Origin of the sequence: Pseudomonas sp. LD120 (genome assembly GCF_009861525.1) — a bacterium.
Classification (GTDB): domain Bacteria; phylum Pseudomonadota; class Gammaproteobacteria; order Pseudomonadales; family Pseudomonadaceae; genus Aquipseudomonas.
Map to the genome: position 1 here is coordinate 121,354 of NZ_WVHL01000005.1, position 20,281 is coordinate 141,634.

The window sequence follows — 20,281 nt, forward strand, 5'->3', positions numbered from 1 at the left end:
AGAGGCAGAAATAAACGTATAACTCACTGATTTATATGTATATTTCTCAAGCTAATAAAATACTGAAAAAGGTGCATAAGTTTTTGCCTTGCTAAAAAACCGGCCTCTTATCGGGCGCGGCGCCAAACCTCGCAACCGAAGGCAAGACACGGCAAAGACAGGGGCACAATGGCCGGGGGTCGCGTGCGACGTTACTGGTGGTGCATGAGCATTGCGATCGGACTCGCACAAGTGCGGTTTTTTTGCCCGCGATCGATATCCCTCAGCCTTCACTCTTCCAACAGGGGCAGCTCAAGGATGAATCGAGAACCCTGGCCCACCGCGCTCTGGCAACTGATCCGCCCCTGATGCCGGTCCACCACTGCCTTGACCATCGACAAACCAAGCCCCAGCCCTTCAGTGCCTTTAGCCGAGGCAAAACGCTGATATTGGCCAAACAACTGCGGTAACTCTTGAGCGGCAATGCCCTGGCCTTCATCGACAATCTCACAGCGCAGCCAGCCCTTGGCGCAACTGACCTGCACGCTTACGGTGGAGCCGGCCGGGCTGTACTTGATGGCGTTCTCCAGCAGATTGAACAAGGCTCGGGTCAGCAATGACGGGTCCGCCAGGATCAGGCTCTCAGCCTCATCATCCAGGTCATGGCGCAGCCGGATATTGTTCAACTGGGCCAAGGTGGCGGCCTGGTCGAAAGCGTCCAGCACCTGCATGGCGAAGAGGCTCGGCTCGAACTGATAAGCCTCCGACTCGGCCTTGGCCAGTTGCACGAACGCCTCAGTCAGCGCCAGGGCACGCCGCACTTGCTGTTCGATCTGCGCATAGACCTGTTCGGGCGGCGCGGGTTGGTGCCGCTGCACATCCAGCAACGCAAGGATCGCCGAGTGGGGCGCCCGCAGATCGTGGGACAAGAAGCGCAGCAGCACCCCACGCTGTTGTTCAGCATCGCGTTCGACGCTGAGGTCGGTAAGGCTCAACAACCAGCCAATGGCGGTGTCGCTGTCCACCGGCAACAGGGGCGCCAGTTCCATGCGCAGGCTGCGCTGCTGAACATCGCGAAACTCCACGGCGGGTAATTGCTCAAGTGTCGGGTACAGCGTCGGGTCCGTCAGCCCGGGGTAACCCAGGGCCGCCAATTGCGGGATCAACGCGTGTCCCACCAGTGAATGGGCAAACACCTCCCGGGCATTGCGATTGGCCAGCAGAATCTTGCCGTCCGGGTCACTGATCAAGGTCGCCACCGGCAGGTACTCCAAGCCATCGGCGATAAAGCGCCGAGTGTCGCGGGTTCGCCCCAGGGCCTGCTCCAGGGCAACGATCTGTCCTTGCAGCACATCCCCGGCCGGTGTCTGGTGACGGCGCCTTTCCGGCAACACCTTGGGCTCACTGTCCAGGCGCTCCAGCTCCCAACCGAAATAGGCCAGGATCACGCTCAGCCGGCGCCAGTTCCAGATCAGGTACGCCAAGAGCATGCCCAGCAAGCTGGCCACCGGCGACCACCAGACCCCCACGCGCAGCATCAGCACTGAGCCCACCAATGCCAGGCCCATGCAGCCCAGGGTTATCCACAAGGCGTGGCGCGGGCGCCACAGCAACAGACCGAGCAACGCCGCGGTCAGGGCCATGGACAGCAGCATCCCCGACCATTCGCCCAGCGCGAGGATACTGCGATGCTGCAACAAGCCGTTGAGCAGGTTGGCCTGGATTTCGACGCCCGGCGTAGTGCCCTGGGTACCGGATTGCGGTGTCACGTAGCGATCCCCCAATCCTGGGGCAGTGGAGCCGACCAGAATCAGCCGATCACGCAGCAACTGCGGCGGCACTTCGCCGCGCAGCACGCTGACGTAAGGCACACTGGGAAACCCCGCAGCCTTGCTGATAAACGGGATACGCACCGGATGGGCCCGCAGCCAACCCTGGACCACCTGGATGTCCTCCCCTCCCGGCATCGAGACAGACAGTGGGTCTGCTTCGGTGAGCTGGTAGAGCAACCAGCTCAGTTGCGCCCGCGGCGCCTGCTGCGGCCCTTCACGTAGATAGACGCTGCGTACCGTGCCGTCGGCATCGGCCTCGGCATTGATATGGCCCAGGCCCCTGGCGCAGTTGCCCAGCAGCGGCACCGGCGGGATTTCCCCCAGCGCCTGGCCATAGCGTGCGACGCCCTCGCGCAGCACCGGCAGATACACATTGCCGGCGCGGCACAGGGCTGCGGCCAGACGCGTATCATTTTCCTGCGTTCTGCCCGGCTCACTGAAAATCACGTCGAACAGCACGCCCTTGACCTCGGCCGCACTCAGACGGTCCAGCAACTGGCCATGCACTGCCCGAGGCCAAGGCCAGCGCCCCAATTGCTGGAGGCTGTAGTCGTCGATGGTCACCAACAGAATGCGCGGATCCACCGGCAATGAGGTGAACCGCCGCACGTTGTCATAGACCAGATTGTTCAGCGACAGGCCGTGGCTCAGGGACAGCACCGCCGTCAGCGGCAGCAGGATCAGGCTGACCCCCAGCCACTCCCTTACCAGGCGCCGGAACAGGCGCTGGGCCTGGGTCGGTTCACGACCATCGCGGTGCTTCCAGCCCCTCATCGCCAGCGTGCCGGCTGGTTATTGAACACGGGAACTGCTGGGGTAATAAAAGATGTCATAGACCCCGGTTTCTCCTTCCAGGCCATGCTCGTCGAATGCCGAGAGACGTACATGATAGAAAAACGCCTGCAACCCCGTGAAATTGACGTGAGGGGTACTGGAGAACTGCTCTTGCTTGATATTCAGAAAGTCCTTGTCGGTGGCCACCTGGGCCCGATAGCGGCGAGCTCCGGGCAAGGGTTGCAGAATCAGTTGCCAGACCGGCAGGTCGCCCCTTTGTCCGGCTTGCCCGAGCAAACGCGGGGCGGCCAGCAGGTCCACCGGCTTCAACTCACCCTGCTTCTGAATGCGCAACCCTTGGCGCGCCATGACCTGAACTTGCTCTGGCTCCTGGCCTGCGGTTTTATCCACAGCGCGCGTGCCTGAGCGAGCCGAAACCTTGCCCGAGGCCGGCTCATCACGGCTCACCGCCACCTGACCATTGAGCACTTCCACCAGGGATTGCTGATCGTCGTTGCGCACCCGGAAGTGAGTCCCCCGTACCCCCAACACGCCTACGGGGGTCACGATTTGGAAACGGTCATGGTCGCTGTTGCGCTTGATCACATAGGATTCGATCTGTCCCTGTTCCAGGACCACCCGGGGAATGCTGTATTGCGTATTCAGTTGCAAGGTGACCTGGGAACTGGAGGGCAATACCACGCGCGAACCATCCCCGAGGGACAGGCTGACGAAAGCCGATGGCGAGGTTTTCACCCCTTCTTGCTCATCGATGCTCATGCCTTCTTCCAGGGCCACCTCGCGGCCCTGGGCGTCCAGCTTCCAGGCATCACCCGTCAGGTGCTCGACGGTAGCCGGCAAGGGCTGGCCACGGCATTGCTGGTTGTCATCTATATAGGGAAGGCGTTGCGGGGCAGCCTGCAAGGCGCAGGATGGCAGGATCAGACCCGCTAGCAGCAATGCGGTGCACGCCACCTGCAACCGGCCAACGGACGGAGAAGGGCAGAGGTCATTCATGGATATGCTTTGAGCCTTTGGGAAAACCACGGCGAAATCCTACACACCATACCTGAGGCCGCGCATGGGCAGAATGCCGGGGGCTGCGGGGCGTCGCCCAGGGAGAGGGGGCGAATCGGAACCGAGAGGGAGGAGCACAGGAACCCAAGAAAGTGACACGTCCCTGTGTCGGAACCGGGACGACAGGTCGCCCGGCCCAAAGTCCTGAGGAGGCACTCCCTGCATTCCCCTTCAACGACGCACGCAAGCGCGCGTTGTGCCGCCAGCCTGGCGGTTGACACTCCCTGTGTCGGAGCACTTCCAGGTGCCCCCGTGTGCCACTCAGCGAGGAACAATGTAACGCTGGCCGAGAGGCTGCGACGAATTTGCAATATTTGTTCAGAATCATCGCCAAGCGTTCTAAAAGATCCAGCGGGGTGCCGGTGACTGCCAATCCGCAGGCAGGGTTGTCCGGTCCAGTAGCGGTTCGGCATCCAGAGTCAGGCTGGCTTCATGGCTGTCGGGCGAGGCTAGCGTCGAGTAAGCCTCGCCCTTGGCTGCCTCACAGCAGGAGGCGGACGACGACGGCAACCCGCTGGCACTGATCCCCAGATAAGCCGCCAGCATCAAGCAGACCAGGCGCAGCGGATCATCGCCGCTGAACATTCTGACCAGCGCGACCTGGCCTTTGCTGAACATGTTCCCCATGGTTCTTTTCCTTGCTTGAGCGAGCCGGTATCGTGCTGCTGCGATAGCCCCCCAGGCACCCGTGCTCCAGGTGCCTTACCGGCTATTTGATATCAGCGTACCGAGGCAGCAGGGGCTCAAGAGCAATTCGCCATAATTGTTCAGAATCAGGTAACACACCTAAACTTCCCCCAGCCTGAAGCCGCTGGATCTCTGTCTCAGGTGCTCTTCGAACCATAAGGAACTGCCTGGCATGCGTGTCGCGATACTGGATGACGAACCCGCAGAACTGGCACGGGTGGAACAGACACTGCGAGAAATTCCCGGCCCCGGCGACACCGCCTGGACCCTGCATCGCTTCGAACGGGGCGAAGACCTGCTACGTCAGCTCCGGCGGGAAACCTTCGACCTGCTGATTCTCGACTGGCAACTGCCGGACCTCAGCGGCCTGTCGTTGCTGCGCTGGACCCGCGAGCACATGGACTCGCCTCCGGCGGCCATCATGCTCACCAGCCGTGATGCCGAGAGCGATATCGTCCAGGCCCTGAACACCGGCGCCGATGACTACCTGAGCAAGCCTTTTCGTCCCAACGAACTCAAGGCCCGGGTCAATGCGGTGCTGCGCCGCCACGGCCTGCAGCGCAGCAACAGCGAGGAGGTCCTGACCTTCAATGACTTGAGTTTCGGTGACGCCGAACTGACCGTCACCCGCGCCGGCGCCCCCATCAGCCTGACCGAGCGCGAATACCGCCTGGCCCGCTGCCTGTTCGCCAATCTGGGCCGGCCACTGTCTCGGGAGTACTTGTACGAACGGTTCTGGACCCATGAGAAAATTGCTTCCTCGCGGCCCCTGGACACCCACATCTACCGCCTGCGCAACAAGCTGGGACTGACCGCGGATCGCGGTTGGCAGTTGCTGACCATCTATGGCTATGGCTACCGGCTGGAAAGTGTTGCGGCGCCCGACCAGCAGGGCAGCTGACAGCTTGCTGTCAACAGCGGCTTGATATCATTCCGGGTCCTGCTGCCAGACATCTTCATAGCCGTCGCGGTCGATGATGAAACGCGTACCGCTCGGCAGATACAGGTAATCGATCACCTCCGGCACCAGCTCCAGCAGATGCTCGACACACAGAGGCTGGTAGAAATCCACGGCTGTGGAATGTTCGCCGCAGTGGATAAACCAACTGACCGTGCCGTTCTCCGGCAACTCGACCCGGGTGCCATAGATGGGCGACTGCGCCAGGGAGCGGGTGGCCAGTGCAATCATCGGCTCCGGCGCCTGGGGAGCAAGGTCGTAGCGTTCACAGATAAGCTGCTGTCTTTCGTTCATTGGGCCTGCCATCAAGGGAAAATAGGCAGAGTCCTGCCCAGCGCAAAAATTTGTTCGAGTGCAACCTCGTCTTCGCTGTCAGCGTCTTCGAAACACCTGAAACGGCGCCCCTGCAGGGCCGGCTCCAGGCACTCATGCAACGCCGCGGTCCGGAACAGCAACTCCATCCAGAGCGTATAGTCGCTCTCGAAGGTCAGGCGCAGATCATAGTCGGCGCCGCTGCCCAGCCCAGGGTCCTTGAACTCGACCACCTGCTCTGTAGCCCGCACACAATCCGCACTGCCGCGCAGTTTATACAGGACCTGCCGCGCGTCCAGCGAGTCATCAAATAGCAGCCGATATTCGTAGCTCATGCTCGTCTTCACTCCGTTCGCGGTCAGCTATCCAGCCACCAATTGAGCAAGGTCTCGTCATCGATGTCATCGAGGTTTTTATAGATATTGGCGTAGTACCACTCAATGCCCGTGGTCTGGCGGAAGCGGTTGAAGAACAGCGCGATGTTGTCCATGCCGTTTCGCGCCGGCACCGACAGTGTCAGATTGCCTTTGTAGCGCCCGTCGAGCATGCCGCCCAGTTCGGTCGCTACATCCGCCGCCAGGGCGGTAATGTCGTCCTCAGGAATGTGATCCGCATAAATATGGATGCAGAAGTTGCCGCCTCGCTTGAGCACTACGGCGGGGGCCTGCGGGTCCTTGATCGAGATAATGTCGCCCTTGGCCAAGTTCAGTGTCAGCCCCGGTGAGTAGAGAATCTCGTAACGGTCCTCATCGATCTGCCGGACATGCAGCGGCTCATAGACCGGACCATGGTCGTTTTGCCCCGCCACAACCCGAATCGATATTTCCTGGTTTTCATCATCCATAAACACATTTCCAAGCGATTGCTGCTTTTACACAGAGTGAAAGGAACCGAGCCGCGCTCAGCCGCGTAGTGGGATCGACTGCTCGATGAACACGTCTCGAAGCGCCGGTTCAATGGCCGGGTCGTCCTGCAGTTCAGGTGCCAGCAACAGCACCAACCGATCCAGGCCCGCACACCAGGCGACGGAGCTGGCCATGCTGAAAATGATGCGGTCCTGTTCGATACGCACTTGTGCAACCCCGCCATAGCCGCAGAGGGCAGGGCTGGAGATTTCGAGGTGGTAGGTGTCCTGGCCCAGAGCGGCGTCCTGTTCGTCGCATTCAGTGCTGCGTTGCAACAACAGGTAGTGCTCCGGCTCATCGGCGGCATCGGCAAACGCCACAAGCCATACATCGTCTTCCAGGGTTGCGCTGAAATAACTGGCAAGCCATTCAACCGTCATGCTTGAACCTCAAGTGCAGCCAGCGTTAAGCACTCGCTCCTGCGCCCAGGCTCAATGGCCCCGTGCTGCAAACAGGCATCTTCATAGGCGATATGTTGGTCGTCGATGATGGAGGACAGGTATTGATCAATTGCGCAAAAATTGACCTCGGGCGCTATATCCACAGTGACCAGCGACAGGCCCCGGGTAACCGTACACCGGGCGCCGAGGTCGCGCAGGTGCTGCACCATGCTCAAGCGCTCTGACTCGCGCTCGGCAAAAACCCGCAGCGTCGAGTGCCCGGATTGCCGCACCACGCCAGTCGCGATCAGCTCCTGGGCCTCGGCGCGAGTCAGCACCCAGTCCCCCTTGCTCACGCCGTAGAGATAGTAGGGCGTGTTATCCAACTCGTAGACACCTGCGCCGCGTTGAATGCCCCACAGCGATTCATACTCCACCGGAGGGTAACCGTCGGCGTCGTGGGTGAGCTTGAAAATGATCTTGTGAAACTGCGCTGTCGAGTTATCCATTCCATCTCACAGAGGCGCCGCCATGGGCCTCACAAACTGTCCGTAAAAGAAGTTCCCTCGAAGGGAAATATGAAACCTCTGCACTGCCCGGCATGACCAGGACCCCGTATTCTCATCGGACGGATAGAAAAAGTCGTCCCAGTATTTTATAAAAATCTCCCTGGGCACCTGCGCTGCGCCTGCCCCAAGACAACCAGAGTCATTCTTCACCCTCTAGGGTCTTGTAAAAAAAACGGCGCCGTCTGCCCGACGCTTGAAATCCAGGGGGGCGTTACGCTGACCTGGAACGTCCCGACACTGGCGCTCATCAGGTACGAAACCGGAATCCACACCCCATAGCGCCTGGGACTGCGCCTGCTGGTACAAGCACAGACGCTGTTTGTCGCGACCAGACAACCCACAATCCCGAGCCTCGAACCGCCGGGCAATGGGGTAGCGTTGCTCATCAAAAAGGGAATGCTGCCTATCCATACATGCCAAACCTCAGTACGGATGGGCCCACTGACGAGGCTCTATCTGGTGGATCAACAGGGCAGTATCGGGCGTGAGCTGGTAGCGGAATGTCGTTACCTCACTGTACAGCGACAACAGTTGAAGGCGCAGACAAACCTGTGGATCAAAGCCGTCGACCCCATCAAACAGCACCAGCGCGTCGCTTGACCAATCAATACTCAACCGCTCGATCGGGGTCAGTGAACCAAACTCAAGCCGCTCAAGCTGCGCCAGCACCTCGGCCTCAGATGGGGCGCAAATCCATCGGATAATCAGCAAGGCGTTGTCTGCCGTGGCAATCGCCGTGTCCGAAGGCTCGTCACCCAGGACAAGAATGTCGCCATCGACACCCTCCAGCCGGCCGGCATGGTCATCAATCTGACACGCCCTGTGGTAATCCGAGGGATGGCCGTCGAGGCCACGCCACATACCGGCCAAGCCTTCACCTATCACCACCAGGGGGCCACCGGAACTGGACAGCCAGGGAGAAATCTTGAGTCGACTCATAGGCTCCTTGCCTTCCTGCTGAGCAGAACAACTACATGATCCAAAGACACGCCGTGATGTCCGCGCAAAAAAAAGCCAACGCTAGGCGTTGGCTTTTTAGGTGCCGCTGCGGATCAGAAGTCCAGGTTGGACACCGCCAGGGCGTTGCTTTCGATGAAGTCGCGACGCGGCTCGACCGCATCACCCATCAGGGTGTTGAAGATCTGGTCGGCGCCGATGGCGTCTTCGATGGTCACCTTGAGCATGCGGCGCATGCTTGGGTCCATGGTGGTTTCCCACAGCTGGTCAGGGTTCATCTCGCCCAGACCTTTGTATCGCTGGATGGTGTGGCGCTTGGTGCTTTCCGCCATCAGCCAGTCCAGGGCTTCCTTGAACTCGGTGACCGCTTTCTTACGTTCGCCACGCTGCACATACGCGCCTTCGTCCAGCAGGGTGCTCAATTGAGCGCCGAGGGAGACGACGGTCTTGTAGTCGTTGCTGCCGAAGAAGTCGCGGTTGAAGGTGACGTAGTTCGACAGGCCGTGGGAGATCAGCTCGACCTCTGGCAGCCAGACATTACGCTCACGGTCTTCGCGCAGGCTGGCCTTGTAGACCAGGCCCGACTTCTCGGAGGTGCGCAGGCGGGCGTCGTACTTGGCCAGCCAATCCTGCATGGCGGCGTGATCGGACAATTGCTCCATGCTCACGGCCGGCAAGTAGATGAAGTGCTCGGTCAGCTCCTGTGGGTACAGGCGCGACAGGCGCTTGAGGGTCTTCATCACCATGCGGAAATCGTTGACCAGACGTTCCAGCGCTTCACCGGAGATGCCAGGTGCCTCTTCGTTCAAGTGCAAGCTGGCATCTTCAAGCGCCGACTGGGTCATGTAGTCTTCCATGGCCTCGTCGTCCTTGATGTATTGCTCTTGCTTGCCTTTCTTGACCTTGTACAGCGGCGGCTGGGCAATGTAGATGTAGCCGCGCTCGATCAGCTCCGGTAACTGACGGAAGAAAAAGGTCAGCAGCAAGGTACGGATGTGCGAACCGTCGACGTCAGCATCGGTCATGATGATGATGTTGTGATAACGCAGCTTGTCGATGTTGTACTCTTCGCGGCCGATGCCGCAGCCCAGCGCGGTGATCAAGGTGCCGACCTCTTGCGAGGAGATCATCTTGTCGAAGCGGGCTTTCTCTACGTTGAGGATCTTGCCCTTGAGCGGCAGGATCGCCTGGGTCTTGCGGTTGCGTCCCTGCTTGGCGGAACCGCCAGCAGAGTCACCTTCCACCAGGTAGAGTTCGGACAGGGCAGGGTCCTTTTCCTGGCAGTCCGCCAGTTTGCCCGGCAGGCCGGCGATATCCAGCGCACCTTTGCGACGGGTCATTTCACGGGCTTTACGCGCCGCTTCACGAGCACGTGCAGCGTCGATCATCTTGCCCACCACCAACTTGGCTTCGTTGGGGTTTTCCAGCAGGAAGTCGGAGAAGTACTTGCCCATCTCCTGTTCGACCGCGGTCTTCACTTCGGAAGACACCAGCTTGTCCTTGGTCTGGGAGCTGAATTTCGGGTCTGGCACCTTCACCGAGATGATCGCGGTCAGGCCTTCACGAGCGTCGTCACCGGTGGTGGCAACCTTGTTCTTCTTGGCCAGGCCTTCCTGCTCGATGTAGTTGTTCAGGTTACGAGTCAGTGCGGAACGGAAGCCCACCAAGTGGGTACCGCCATCGCGTTGTGGAATGTTGTTGGTGAAGCACAACAGGTTCTCATTAAAACTGTCGTTCCACTGCAAAGCGATTTCCACGCCGATGCCGTCTTCACGCTGAACACTGAAGTGGAACACCTGGTTGACCGCGGTCTTGTTGGTGTTCAGGTATTCAACGAAGGCACGCAGACCACCTTCGTACTTGAACAGCTCTTCCTTGCCGCTGCGCTCGTCCTTAAGGACGATGCCGACACCAGAGTTGAGGAAGGACAGCTCGCGAATCCGCTTGGCCAGGACGTCCCAGCTGAAGTGGATGTTCTTGAAGGTTTCAGCCGACGGCTTGAAGTGGATCTGGGTACCGGTGGTTTCGCTGTCGCCAACGATCTTCATCCGCTCTTGCGGAACACCGTGGACGTAAGTCTGTTCCCAGATCTTGCCGCTGCGGCGCACGGTGAGAATCAGCTCTTCGGACAGCGCGTTCACTACCGATACACCTACACCGTGCAGACCGCCGGATACTTTATAGGAGTTATCGTCGAACTTACCGCCGGCGTGGAGCACGGTCATGATGACCTCTGCTGCGGAAACGCCTTCTTCTTTATGCACATCCACCGGGATACCGCGACCGTTGTCGCGCACGGTGATGGATTCGTCCGGGTGGATGATGATGCTGATGTCGTCGCAGTGGCCAGCCAAAGCTTCGTCGATCGAGTTATCGACCACCTCGAACACCATGTGGTGCAGACCGCTGCCGTCATCGGTGTCGCCAATGTACATACCGGGACGTTTGCGTACGGCATCCAAACCTTTCAGCACCTTAATGCTGGTCGAGTCGTACGTATTTTCTTCGCTCATGCCTTCACTCCCGATGGTCGTGGGTCTGGGTGATACGGCCTTGTTCCACGTGGAACAAAGCGACTGGCGTTTCCGTCTGCCAGCCTTCCCTCAATAATTCGTGGTCTACACAGGTGATAAACACCTGGCAGCGTAAGTCTTCCAACAAGCGACAAAGTGCGCGGCGGTGCTGCTCGTCCAACTCGGACGGCAAATCATCCACCAGATAAATACACTGACCGCGGCGGGCCTGGCTGACCAAATGCCCCTGGGCAATGCGCAAGGCACAGACCACCAACTTCTGCTGACCACGGGACAAGATGTCCGCGGCGTTGTGTCCACCTAAGCGCAGACGCAAATCAGCACGTTGCGGGCCGGCCTGGGTATGACCCATTTGCTGATCACGGTGCAGGGCGGTCGCGAGAACGTCACTGAGTTCTCGTTCCTTATCCCAACCACGGTAATAGCTAAGCGTCAGGCCCTCGAGCGCCAATAGCTCGCTCAAGGTCCGCTCAAAGACTGGTTTCAAGGCTTTGATGTAAGCGCGGCGGTATTCATCGATTTCAGCGCTGGCCTGACACAGTTCCCGGTCCCAGGCCGCTTGCGAAGCGGCATCAAGTGTACCATGCCGCAGCCATGAGTTCCGCTGCCGCAGGGCCTTCTGCAAGCGTTGCCAGGTGGACATGAAGCGAGGTTCCACATGGAACACTCCCCAGTCCAGAAACTGCCTGCGGATCTTCGGTGCGCCCTCCAGCAAGCGAAAGCTGTCAGGGTTGATCAACTGCAGCGGCAGGATTTCCGCCAGCTGCGCCGCGCTGCGGGCATTCTGGCCATCGATGCGGATCTGAAACTCCCCCTGACGATCCCGGGATATCCCCAAGCTGCTGTGCCCACCCTGGGCCAACTCAACTTGACCAAAAACGGTACAGGCCAGCTGTTCATACTGGATCACCGGCAACAGGCGAGCACTGCGAAACGAGCGGGCAAGCCCCAGCAAGTGGATGGCCTCCAGCACGCTGGTCTTGCCACTGCCGTTGGCGCCATAGAGAAGGTTGATGCGAGGAGAGGGGGAGAAGGTCACCGGGTGCAGATTGCGCACCGCGGTGACCGAGACGCGACTGAGGGACATCTAGCTTCTGCTGAGCATGATTACAGGCGCATCGGCATGACAACGTAAGCCGAGTCGTCGTTGTCGGATTCCTGCACCAGCGCACTGCTGTTGGAATCGGACAGGATCAGGCGCACCTGTTCAGTGGTCATGACGCCCAGCACATCTAGCAAGTAGCTGACGTTGAAGCCGATTTCCAGCGAGCCGCCGTTGTATTCCACGCCCACTTCTTCTTCCGCTTCTTCCTGCTCCGGGTTGTTGGCCTGGATTTTCAGCTGACCATTGGCCAGTTGCAGACGAATGCCGCGGTACTTCTCGTTGGACAGGATCGCGGTACGGCTGAACGCTTCACGCAGGGCCTGACGGTCGCCCAGCACCAGCTTGTCACCGCCTTTGGGCAGCACGCGCTCGTAGTCCGGGAACTTGCCGTCCACCAGTTTGGAGGTGAAGGTGAACTCGCCGGTGGTGGCGCGGATGTGGTGCTGACCCAGAACGATGCTGACGTTGCCGTCCGGCTCGGTGAGCAAGCGCGCCAGTTCCAGGATACCTTTGCGCGGCACGATCACCTGGTGACGATCCGGCTGACCGATATCCGCCTGCATTGAGCACATAGCCAGACGGTGACCGTCGGTGGCCACGGCGCGGATGATCCCCGCGGACACCTCCAGCAGCATGCCGTTGAGGTAGTAGCGCACGTCTTGCTGGGCCATGGCGAAGCTGGTGCGTTCGATCAAGCGACGCAGCTTGCTCTGCTCCAGTTGGCAGGTCAGCGAGCCCGGGCCTTCTTCCACAGTCGGGAAGTCATTGGCCGGCAGGGTCGATAGAGTGAAGCGGCTACGCCCGGCCTTCACCACCAGCTTCTGCTCATCGACCTTGATGTCGATCAGCGCGTCGTTGGGCAGGCTCTTGCAGATGTCCATCAGCTTGCGCGCGGGAACGGTGATTTCCCCCGGCTCGGCCGGCTCTTCAAGTTGCACACGACCGACCAGCTCGACTTCCAGGTCGGTACCGGTCAGCGACAGTTGCTGGCCTTCGACAACCAGCAGCACGTTGGAAAGCACCGGCAAGGTCTGACGACGTTCGACGACGCCGGCGACCAGTTGCAGGGGTTTCAACAGGGCTTCGCGTTGAATGGTGAAATGCATGGTCTAGTCCCTTGCCTTAATAAGCTGCGTTGGAGTCATCAAGTGGTCAAAGTACGCAGCAGGTTCTTGTAGTCCTCGCGGATGTCCGCGTCGGATTCCTTAAGTTCATTGATCTTGCGGCAGGCGTGCAGCACCGTGGTGTGGTCGCGGCCGCCGAACACATCGCCGATTTCCGGCAGGCTGTGATTGGTCAGTTCCTTGGACAGGGCCATGGCCACCTGACGCGGGCGAGCCACCGAACGCGAACGTCGCTTGGACAGCAGATCGGAAATCTTGATCTTGTAGTACTCGGCGACGGTGCGCTGGATGTTATCCACAGACACCAGCTTGTCCTGCAGTGCCAGCAGGTCCTTCAGGGACTCGCGAATCAACTCGATGGTGATATCACGCCCCATGAAGTGCGAGTGGGCGATGACCCGCTTGAGCGCACCTTCCAGTTCTCGAACGTTGGAGCGAATCCGCTGGGCAATGAAGAACGCCGCATCGTGGGGCAGATCAACCTTGGCCTGATCAGCCTTCTTCATCAGGATCGCCACCCGGGTTTCCAGCTCAGGCGGTTCGACCGCTACCGTCAAGCCCCAGCCAAAGCGGGACTTGAGGCGTTCTTCCAGGCCTTCGATCTCCTTCGGATAACGGTCGCTGGTAAGAATCACCTGCTGACCGCCTTCCAACAGCGCGTTGAAGGTGTGGAAAAACTCTTCCTGGGAACGCTCCTTGCGGGCGAAAAACTGAATGTCGTCGATCAGTAAGGCGTCGACCGAACGGTAAAAGCGCTTGAATTCGTTGATCGCGTTGAGCTGCAAGGCCTTGACCATGTCCGCCACGAAGCGCTCGGAATGCAGGTACACGACCTTGGCATTCGGATTCTTCTTCAACAGGTGGTTACCCACAGCGTGCATCAAGTGGGTCTTACCCAGACCGACGCCGCCATACAGGAACAACGGGTTGTAGCCATGCTTGGGGTTGTCCGCCACCTGCCAGGCCGCTGCGCGAGCCAATTGGTTGGACTTACCCTCGACGAAGTTCTCAAAGGTGAAGGTGCGATTCAGGTAACTGGTGTGCTTGAGCGCACCTTCCACCTGGACGGTACGTTGCTCGGCGCGTACCGGTGCCTGCTGCGAGCTGGCGCCCGCCATCGGGTCGAAGCTGTCACGAGAGGGTTCTTCGCTGACCTCGGCACTCTTCTGCGCTGCGGCTTTCTTGGCCGGAGCGGAAGTGGGTGTCGGAGTTGGCGCAGGAGCCGTCGCCGGGGTGGCATTGGCTGCCGCCGCTTGCAGCGCTTGCGAGGCAGCGGCGGCCAGTGGCGCATTAGGTGCGGCGCGAGGCGCCGAACTGCGTTTGCTGCCTATTAATAAGGAAAGAACTGGTGCACTGCCGTTGCCGTGTTCATCCAGCAGCTCGAGCACGCGCCCCAGGTACTTTTCATTAACCCAATCGAGAACAAAACGATTCGGTGCGTAGACACGCAACTCGTCGCCTTCGGCTTCGACCTGTAGTGGACGGATCCAAGTGTTGAATTGCTGGGCAGGCAGCTCATCACGCAGAAGCTCCACGCACTGCTGCCAAAGTTCCACTGACACGGATAACCCCTAAGTTGAAAGCCGGTGAGGCAAAAACAAGCGGCCATTGTAGCGATCAGCCGTCCACTTATCCACATGTAGCGTGCCCTGAGGACACTAAGAATCAACGTCTTATCCTGAATAAACACGACCAATGGTATGTGCATAAGCTCTGTGGATAACCCTACTTAAGGTCGTTGCACAACTCGGAGGGGAACTCAGTGGATAACTCGTCTGTGGATAACTGACCTTTCCACACACAGCTTTTCCGACAGCGCAGCACAGGCAGAGCACCGCTTCTCAACCGTGTTGTCATTCTCTGTACAGTACGGATTAGAAGGCCTAGAGTAACTTATCCACAGATTCTGGCCGCCTTAGCTTTTATAAGCTTTACAGAAAAGCTTTAAATACTTTCCTTCTTTATTTTTATATCTATCCAACCTTGTCTCACCCCCCGAACACGGACATACATAGAGAAAGGAAAAGCTGGTTGGAAATTGACCTAGAGGCTTGCTTTCTCTAGAATCGCCGGTCTCTTAAAACGGGGGCCATTCCGGCCCATTGTGGACGAACCAGGTAACACGACATGAAACGTACTTTCCAACCAAGCACTATCAAACGCGCTCGTACCCACGGTTTCCGTGCTCGCATGGCTACCAAGAACGGTCGTGCCGTCCTGTCGCGTCGTCGCGCCAAAGGTCGTGCGCGTCTGGCAGTTTGATAATCCGGCACTGGAGGTGAGTCAGGACTTCAGTCGGGAAAAGCGCCTGCTTACACCCCGGCACTTCAAGGCGGTCTTTGACTCCCCTACCGGCAAGGTTCCGGGGAAAAATCTCCTGCTCCTTGCGCGCAACAACGATCTTGATCATCCCCGTCTGGGGCTCGTGATCGGGAAAAAGAGCGTCAAGCTCTCCGTTGAGCGCAATCGCCTCAAGCGTCTAATGCGCGAATCGTTTCGTCTCCACCAGGATTCACTGGTCGGATGGGATATTGTTATCGTCGCGCGTAAAGGTTTGGGCGATGTAGAAAACCCCGAATTGATTCAGCATTTCGGCAAACTCTGGAAACGTCTGGCGCGCAACAAGCCGGTACCAGCAGTCAAATCCGAAACTGTAGGGGTAGACAGTCCTGATGCGTAAACTGGCACTCGTTCCGATCCAGTTTTACCGCTATGCCATTAGTCCTCTGATGGCCAATCACTGTCGTTTCTACCCCAGTTGTTCCTGCTACGCGTTAGAAGCCATAGAAAATCATGGCCTTCTGCGCGGTGGCTGGCTGACCTTTCGTCGTTTAGGTCGCTGTCATCCGTGGAATCCCGGTGGTTATGACCCGGTTCCACCTATCCCTACCTCCCGTTCTTCTTCGATGGCCGAGTAATCATGGATATCAAACGCACGATCCTGATCGTCGCCCTGGCAATCGTGTCCTACGTCATGGTTCTTAAATGGAACCAGGATTATGGCCAAGCTGCCCTGCCGACTCAGAATGTTGCTTCCAGCACGACCGCCCCGGGCTTGCCGGATGCGCCAACAGGCACTTCCGCTGCTAATGACGACATTCCGCGCGCGGCAAGCGATACCACTGCACCTGCCGAAGCGCCGGTCGCGGCAAGCAAAGACCTCATCCAGATCAAAACGGATGTGCTCGACCTGGCTGTCGATCCACAAGGTGGGGATATCGCACAACTGCGTTTGCCACTGTATCCACGTCGTCAGGACCATCCGGAAATTCCTTTCCAGTTGTTCGATAACGGCGGCGAGCGGACTTACCTGGCACAAAGCGGTCTGATCGGCAGCAATGGTCCAGACGCCAACCCGGCTGGTCGTCCGATCTACTCGTCGGAAAAGAAAAGTTATCAACTGGCTGATGGCCAGGATCAACTGGTCGTCGACCTGAAGTTCAGCAAGGACGGCGTCAACTACATCAAGCGTTTCACTCTCAAACGCGGCCTGTATGACGTCACCGTTAGCTACCTGATCGACAACGAAAGTGCACAACCCTGGACTGGCGCGATGTTCGCTCAGCTCAAGCGTGACGCCAGTTCCGATCCGTCCTCCAGCACCGCCACCGGCACCGCGACTTACCTGGGCGCAGCCCTGTGGACAAGTTCCGAACCGTACAAAAAAGTGTCCATGAAAGACATGGACAAGGTGAACGAGGACAAGACCAAGGCACCGATCACTGAAAGTGTTCAGGGTGGTTGGGTCGCTTGGTTGCAACACTACTTCGTGACCGCCTGGATTCCGCCAAAAGGCGAGAACAACCAGGTTCTGGCGCGTAAAGACAGCAAAGGCAACTACATCATTGGCTACACCGGCCCTTCGATGACCGTTGCCCCAGGTGCCAAGGCCGAAACCAGCGCTATCCTGTACGCCGGTCCGAAAAGCCAGGCCGTACTGAAAGAGTTGTCCCCAGGTCTGGAGCTGACTGTCGATTACGGTTTCCTGTGGTTCATCGCCCAACCCATCTTCTGGCTGCTGCAACATATCCACAGCCTGGTGGGTAACTGGGGGTGGTCGATCATTTTCCTGACCATGCTGATCAAAGGGATCTTCTTCCCCCTGTCGGCTGCCAGCTACAAGTCCATGGCGCGCATGCGTGCAGTGGCACCTAAACTGGCCGCGCTGAAGGAAAAATTCGGCGACGATCGTCAGAAAATGTCCCAGGCGATGATGGAGCTGTACAAGAAAGAGAAGATCAATCCGCTGGGTGGCTGTTTGCCAATCCTGGTGCAGATGCCGGTTTTCCTGTCCTTGTACTGGGTACTCCTGGAAAGCGTGGAAATGCGCCAGGCGCCGTTCATGCTGTGGATCACCGACCTGTCGATCAAGGATCCGTTCTTCATTCTGCCGATCATCATGGGCGCCACCATGTTTATTCAGCAGCAGTTGAACCCGACGCCTCCGGATCCGATGCAGGCCAAGGTGATGAAAATGATGCCAATCATCTTCACCTTCTTCTTCTTGTGGTTCCCGGCCGGTCTGGTGCTGTACTGGGTTGTGAACAACTGCCTGTCGATCGCACAACAGTGGTACATCACTCGTAAGATCGAAGCGGCTACCAAAAAAGAAGCGGCCTGACCTACGCTGTGGATAACCACACAAAACGCCCCCTAGTGGGGCGTTTTGCTATCTGTCACTTTTGTCTGGATGTCGGGTTATGAATGTCCCTCGTGAAACCATCGCCGCCATCGCCACCGCCCAAGGTCGCGGCGGCGTGGGCATCGTAAGGATTTCCGGGCCCCTGGCGGGCGCGGCGGCCAAAGCCATCAGCGGTCGCGAGCTCAAGCCGCGATTTGCCCATTACGGTCCGTTTCTCAATGCCCGGAAAGAAGTCCTGGACGAAGGCATCGCCCTGTATTTCCCGGGGCCGAACTCCTTCACGGGAGAAGATGTACTGGAACTCCAAGGCCATGGCGGTCCGATTGTTCTCGACATGCTGCTGCAGCGCTGCCTGGAGCTGGGGTGCCGCCTGGCCCGGCCAGGTGAATTCAGCGAGCGTGCCTTCCTCAACGATAAACTCGACCTGGCCCAAGCCGAAGCCATCGCCGACCTGATCGAGGCCAGCTCCGCCCAAGCTGCCCGTAACGCCCTGCGCTCGCTGCAAGGTGCGTTTTCCCAGCGTGTGCATAACTTGACCGAACAACTAATCGCCTTGCGGATTTATGTCGAAGCGGCGATTGATTTTCCCGAGGAGGAAATCGACTTCCTCGCCGATGGCCATGTACTGAGCATGCTCGACGCGGTGCGCGATGAGTTATCCACAGTGCTGCGCGAAGCCGGGCAGGGCGCCTTGCTGCGTGATGGTATGACCGTGGTGATCGCCGGGCGCCCGAACGCCGGCAAATCCAGCCTGCTCAATGCTCTTGCCGGGCGCGAGGCGGCGATCGTCACCGATATCGCCGGCACCACCCGGGACATCCTGCGCGAACATATCCACATCGATGGCATGCCACTGCATGTGGTGGATACGGCCGGCCTGCGGGATACCGAGGATCAGGTGGAAAAAATCGGTGTCGAACGGGCACTCAAGGCCATCAGCGAGGCCGACCGGGTGTTGCTGGTGGTGGACGCCACCGCGGCTGAAGCGGCGGACCCCTTCGCCCTGTGGCCAGAGTTTCTCGAGCAGCGGCCAGACCCGGCCAAGGTCACGCTGATTCGCAACAAGGCCGATCTGACCGGCGAACCCATCGCCCTGGAAACCTGTGATGACGGCCACGTCACCATCAGCCTCAGTGCCATGGCTGCCGGTAGCGGGCTAGAGCTTCTGCGTGACCACTTGAAAGCCTGCATGGGTTATGAACAGACCTCCGAAAGCAGCTTTAGTGCACGCCGTCGGCACCTGGAGGCATTGCGCTACGCCAGTGCGGCCCTGGAACATGGCCGGGCACAGCTGACCCTGGCCGGTGCCGGCGAATTACTGGCCGAAGACCTGCGCCAGGCTCAGCAATCGCTGGGGGAAATCACCGGAGCCTTCAGTTCCGATGACCTGCTAGGGCGAATCTTCTCCAGTTTCTGCATCGGCAAGTAACCTGACGTCCACCGGGCTTCATCAAGGTCCACAAATCGCCTTGAAACCCGCATGAATACTGGATTGCTTGCTTATCAAGCCCTGCGAAGCACGCCGACAGCCGTCTGAATTGATGCCCAAGTCGTGGTATTGGCAGGAGCCATCCGCTACTTGGACATACGGGGAGAAGACGGCACTTACCGACGCCGTCCTGAAGGCTCTCAAGCCCAGGGACAAGACCTATACGGTCGGAGATGACCGCGGTTTGCAACGGGTCGTATGATCGAGCGTTACCGCTATCGCTCAGCAAGCACCAGCGCTTTGCGAAGCTCCTGCCGGACCTGCGCGAAATCGGCGGCTACTTGGAATCAGCCAGCAACGCCGCAACCAGGGCTGCCGCGGCAATTTGCCCGCCCTGGAGGTCGCTCGGGTAGTGCACACCGGCAAGGACGCGACTGTCCGCGTGAGACTTGGCCCGAGCAAAGAGTTCGCCATGTTTCTCTGGCACCGCAATGCTCAACAGGGTCGCATTGAGGTAGCTATCCATGGAATGGCCGCTCGGGTAGGAATTGCCTTCGGGAGGGGGCAGGACCGGTTTGACGGTTGGCTCCTGTTCATAAGGGCGCGGTCTTGCGAAGTACTTTCTGGCTGGCATCAACACCTCGACGAGGTTCTCCTGAACCCGCAGGAAAAATTGCCGGGTCAATGGCAAGCGCTCCTTGTCGAAGGCGTCACCGAGAATATCCCTGGCGAAGGGAAACACGTTGTCTTCCCACAGGTCGTGCGCTTGTACTCGGCGTGTTTGTTCTGCAGTACGGCCCTTTTGCACATCCAGAACCCCCTTGAGGTCACCACGCGCCATGGCAGAGTTCGCCTGCGGCGGAGGGGGAAGGTAGCCCGCCAATTGCAGTTGCTCTTTTAGTGCATAGGACGTGACCGCTGTATCGGCATGGGCTGCCAACACCGGCAGCAGAAATGGGCTCAGCAACAGCGAACGGGGGGAACGTATTCATAAACAGTCTTCCTCACAGTCGAGAC

The 20,281-nt window shown here is 59.0% G+C and carries 19 protein-coding genes and 1 pseudogene; 6 read left to right on the plus strand and 14 right to left on the minus strand.

Annotated elements, in window-relative coordinates; all coding sequences use genetic code 11:
* Window positions 1-269: 269 nt before the first annotated feature.
* The 3 genes from PLD_RS14845 to PLD_RS14855 form a co-directional block, all read right to left on the minus strand.
* Window positions 270-2,585, minus strand: coding sequence for a CHASE2 domain-containing protein (locus tag PLD_RS14845; protein ID WP_159893937.1), 2,316 nt, complete (start codon window positions 2,583-2,585; stop codon window positions 270-272).
* An 18-nt stretch (window positions 2,586-2,603) separates the two neighbouring features.
* Window positions 2,604-3,602 carry a FecR domain-containing protein gene (locus PLD_RS14850; RefSeq protein ID WP_159893939.1) on the minus strand — a complete coding sequence of 333 codons (999 nt, stop codon included), beginning with the start codon at window positions 3,600-3,602 and terminating at the stop codon, window positions 2,604-2,606.
* Window positions 3,603-4,001: 399 nt separating this feature from the next.
* Complete coding sequence (locus tag PLD_RS14855) at window positions 4,002-4,289, minus strand: hypothetical protein (protein WP_159893941.1); 288 nt, start codon at window positions 4,287-4,289, stop codon at window positions 4,002-4,004.
* A gap of 232 nt (window positions 4,290-4,521) precedes the next feature.
* On the opposite strand from PLD_RS14855, the gene PLD_RS14860 reads away from it, so the two are divergent.
* Window positions 4,522-5,250 carry a response regulator transcription factor gene (locus PLD_RS14860; protein WP_159893943.1) on the plus strand — a complete coding sequence of 243 codons (729 nt, stop codon included), beginning with the start codon at window positions 4,522-4,524 and terminating at the stop codon, window positions 5,248-5,250.
* 27 nt (window positions 5,251-5,277) lie between these two features.
* Here PLD_RS14860 and PLD_RS14865 read toward each other — a convergent pair whose 3' ends face one another.
* From PLD_RS14865 to dnaA, 10 genes are all read right to left on the minus strand, one after another.
* The gene (locus tag PLD_RS14865) at window positions 5,278-5,601 is read right to left on the minus strand and encodes a hypothetical protein (protein ID WP_178116180.1); all 324 of its coding nucleotides are present in this window, start codon (window positions 5,599-5,601) and stop codon (window positions 5,278-5,280) included.
* Between the two features lie 11 nt (window positions 5,602-5,612).
* Window positions 5,613-5,954 carry a hypothetical protein gene (locus PLD_RS14870; protein WP_159893947.1) on the minus strand — a complete coding sequence of 114 codons (342 nt, stop codon included), beginning with the start codon at window positions 5,952-5,954 and terminating at the stop codon, window positions 5,613-5,615.
* Between the two features lie 23 nt (window positions 5,955-5,977).
* Window positions 5,978-6,463: a DUF4265 domain-containing protein gene (locus PLD_RS14875; RefSeq protein ID WP_159893949.1), complete on the minus strand. Its 486-nt coding sequence runs from the start codon at window positions 6,461-6,463 to the stop codon at window positions 5,978-5,980.
* A 57-nt stretch (window positions 6,464-6,520) separates the two neighbouring features.
* Entirely contained in the window at window positions 6,521-6,904 is a 384-nt protein-coding gene (locus PLD_RS14880) for an Imm10 family immunity protein (RefSeq protein WP_159893951.1), read from the minus strand.
* Window positions 6,901-7,413, minus strand: coding sequence for a DUF4265 domain-containing protein (locus tag PLD_RS14885; RefSeq protein ID WP_159893953.1), 513 nt, complete (start codon window positions 7,411-7,413; stop codon window positions 6,901-6,903). Before PLD_RS14885 ends, PLD_RS14880 begins: the two co-directional genes overlap by 4 nt.
* Before the next feature lie 483 nt (window positions 7,414-7,896).
* A complete protein-coding gene (locus PLD_RS14890; protein ID WP_159893955.1) occupies window positions 7,897-8,412 on the minus strand; it encodes an Imm21 family immunity protein in 516 nt (171 codons plus the stop codon).
* Window positions 8,413-8,525: 113 nt separating this feature from the next.
* Entirely contained in the window at window positions 8,526-10,943 is a 2,418-nt protein-coding gene (gyrB, locus tag PLD_RS14895; protein ID WP_159893957.1) for a DNA topoisomerase (ATP-hydrolyzing) subunit B, read from the minus strand.
* A gap of 4 nt (window positions 10,944-10,947) precedes the next feature.
* Window positions 10,948-12,051: a DNA replication/repair protein RecF gene (recF, locus tag PLD_RS14900; RefSeq protein ID WP_159893959.1), complete on the minus strand. Its 1,104-nt coding sequence runs from the start codon at window positions 12,049-12,051 to the stop codon at window positions 10,948-10,950.
* Window positions 12,052-12,071: 20 nt separating this feature from the next.
* Complete coding sequence (gene dnaN, locus PLD_RS14905; protein WP_009046209.1) at window positions 12,072-13,175, minus strand: DNA polymerase III subunit beta; 1,104 nt, start codon at window positions 13,173-13,175, stop codon at window positions 12,072-12,074.
* A 38-nt stretch (window positions 13,176-13,213) separates the two neighbouring features.
* Window positions 13,214-14,755, minus strand: a complete 1,542-nt coding sequence (gene dnaA, locus PLD_RS14910; RefSeq protein ID WP_159893961.1) for a chromosomal replication initiator protein DnaA — start codon at window positions 14,753-14,755, stop codon at window positions 13,214-13,216.
* A gap of 565 nt (window positions 14,756-15,320) precedes the next feature.
* Here dnaA and rpmH point away from each other — a divergent pair.
* The 5 genes from rpmH to mnmE all read left to right on the plus strand — a co-directional run bounded on the left by rpmH (window position 15,321) and on the right by mnmE (window position 19,264).
* Window positions 15,321-15,455 (plus strand): 50S ribosomal protein L34, encoded by a 135-nt coding sequence (gene rpmH / locus PLD_RS14915; RefSeq protein WP_003213577.1) that lies wholly within the window; start codon window positions 15,321-15,323, stop codon window positions 15,453-15,455.
* 16 nt (window positions 15,456-15,471) lie between these two features.
* Window positions 15,472-15,873 (plus strand): ribonuclease P protein component, encoded by a 402-nt coding sequence (rnpA, locus tag PLD_RS14920; protein WP_218575872.1) that lies wholly within the window; start codon window positions 15,472-15,474, stop codon window positions 15,871-15,873.
* The gene (yidD, locus tag PLD_RS14925; protein WP_003213574.1) at window positions 15,866-16,111 is read left to right on the plus strand and encodes a membrane protein insertion efficiency factor YidD; all 246 of its coding nucleotides are present in this window, start codon (window positions 15,866-15,868) and stop codon (window positions 16,109-16,111) included. The genes rnpA and yidD overlap by 8 nt, the downstream gene beginning before the upstream one ends.
* A 2-nt stretch (window positions 16,112-16,113) precedes the next feature.
* Window positions 16,114-17,814: a membrane protein insertase YidC gene (gene yidC / locus PLD_RS14930; RefSeq protein ID WP_159893965.1), complete on the plus strand. Its 1,701-nt coding sequence runs from the start codon at window positions 16,114-16,116 to the stop codon at window positions 17,812-17,814.
* 79 nt (window positions 17,815-17,893) lie between these two features.
* A complete protein-coding gene (gene mnmE, locus PLD_RS14935; RefSeq protein WP_159893967.1) occupies window positions 17,894-19,264 on the plus strand; it encodes a tRNA uridine-5-carboxymethylaminomethyl(34) synthesis GTPase MnmE in 1,371 nt (456 codons plus the stop codon).
* 275 nt (window positions 19,265-19,539) lie between these two features.
* On the opposite strand, the pseudogene PLD_RS14940 reads toward mnmE, so the two are convergent.
* Window positions 19,540-20,207 (minus strand): annotated as a pseudogene (locus PLD_RS14940) (phosphatase PAP2 family protein).
* Window positions 20,208-20,281 lie beyond the last annotated feature (74 nt).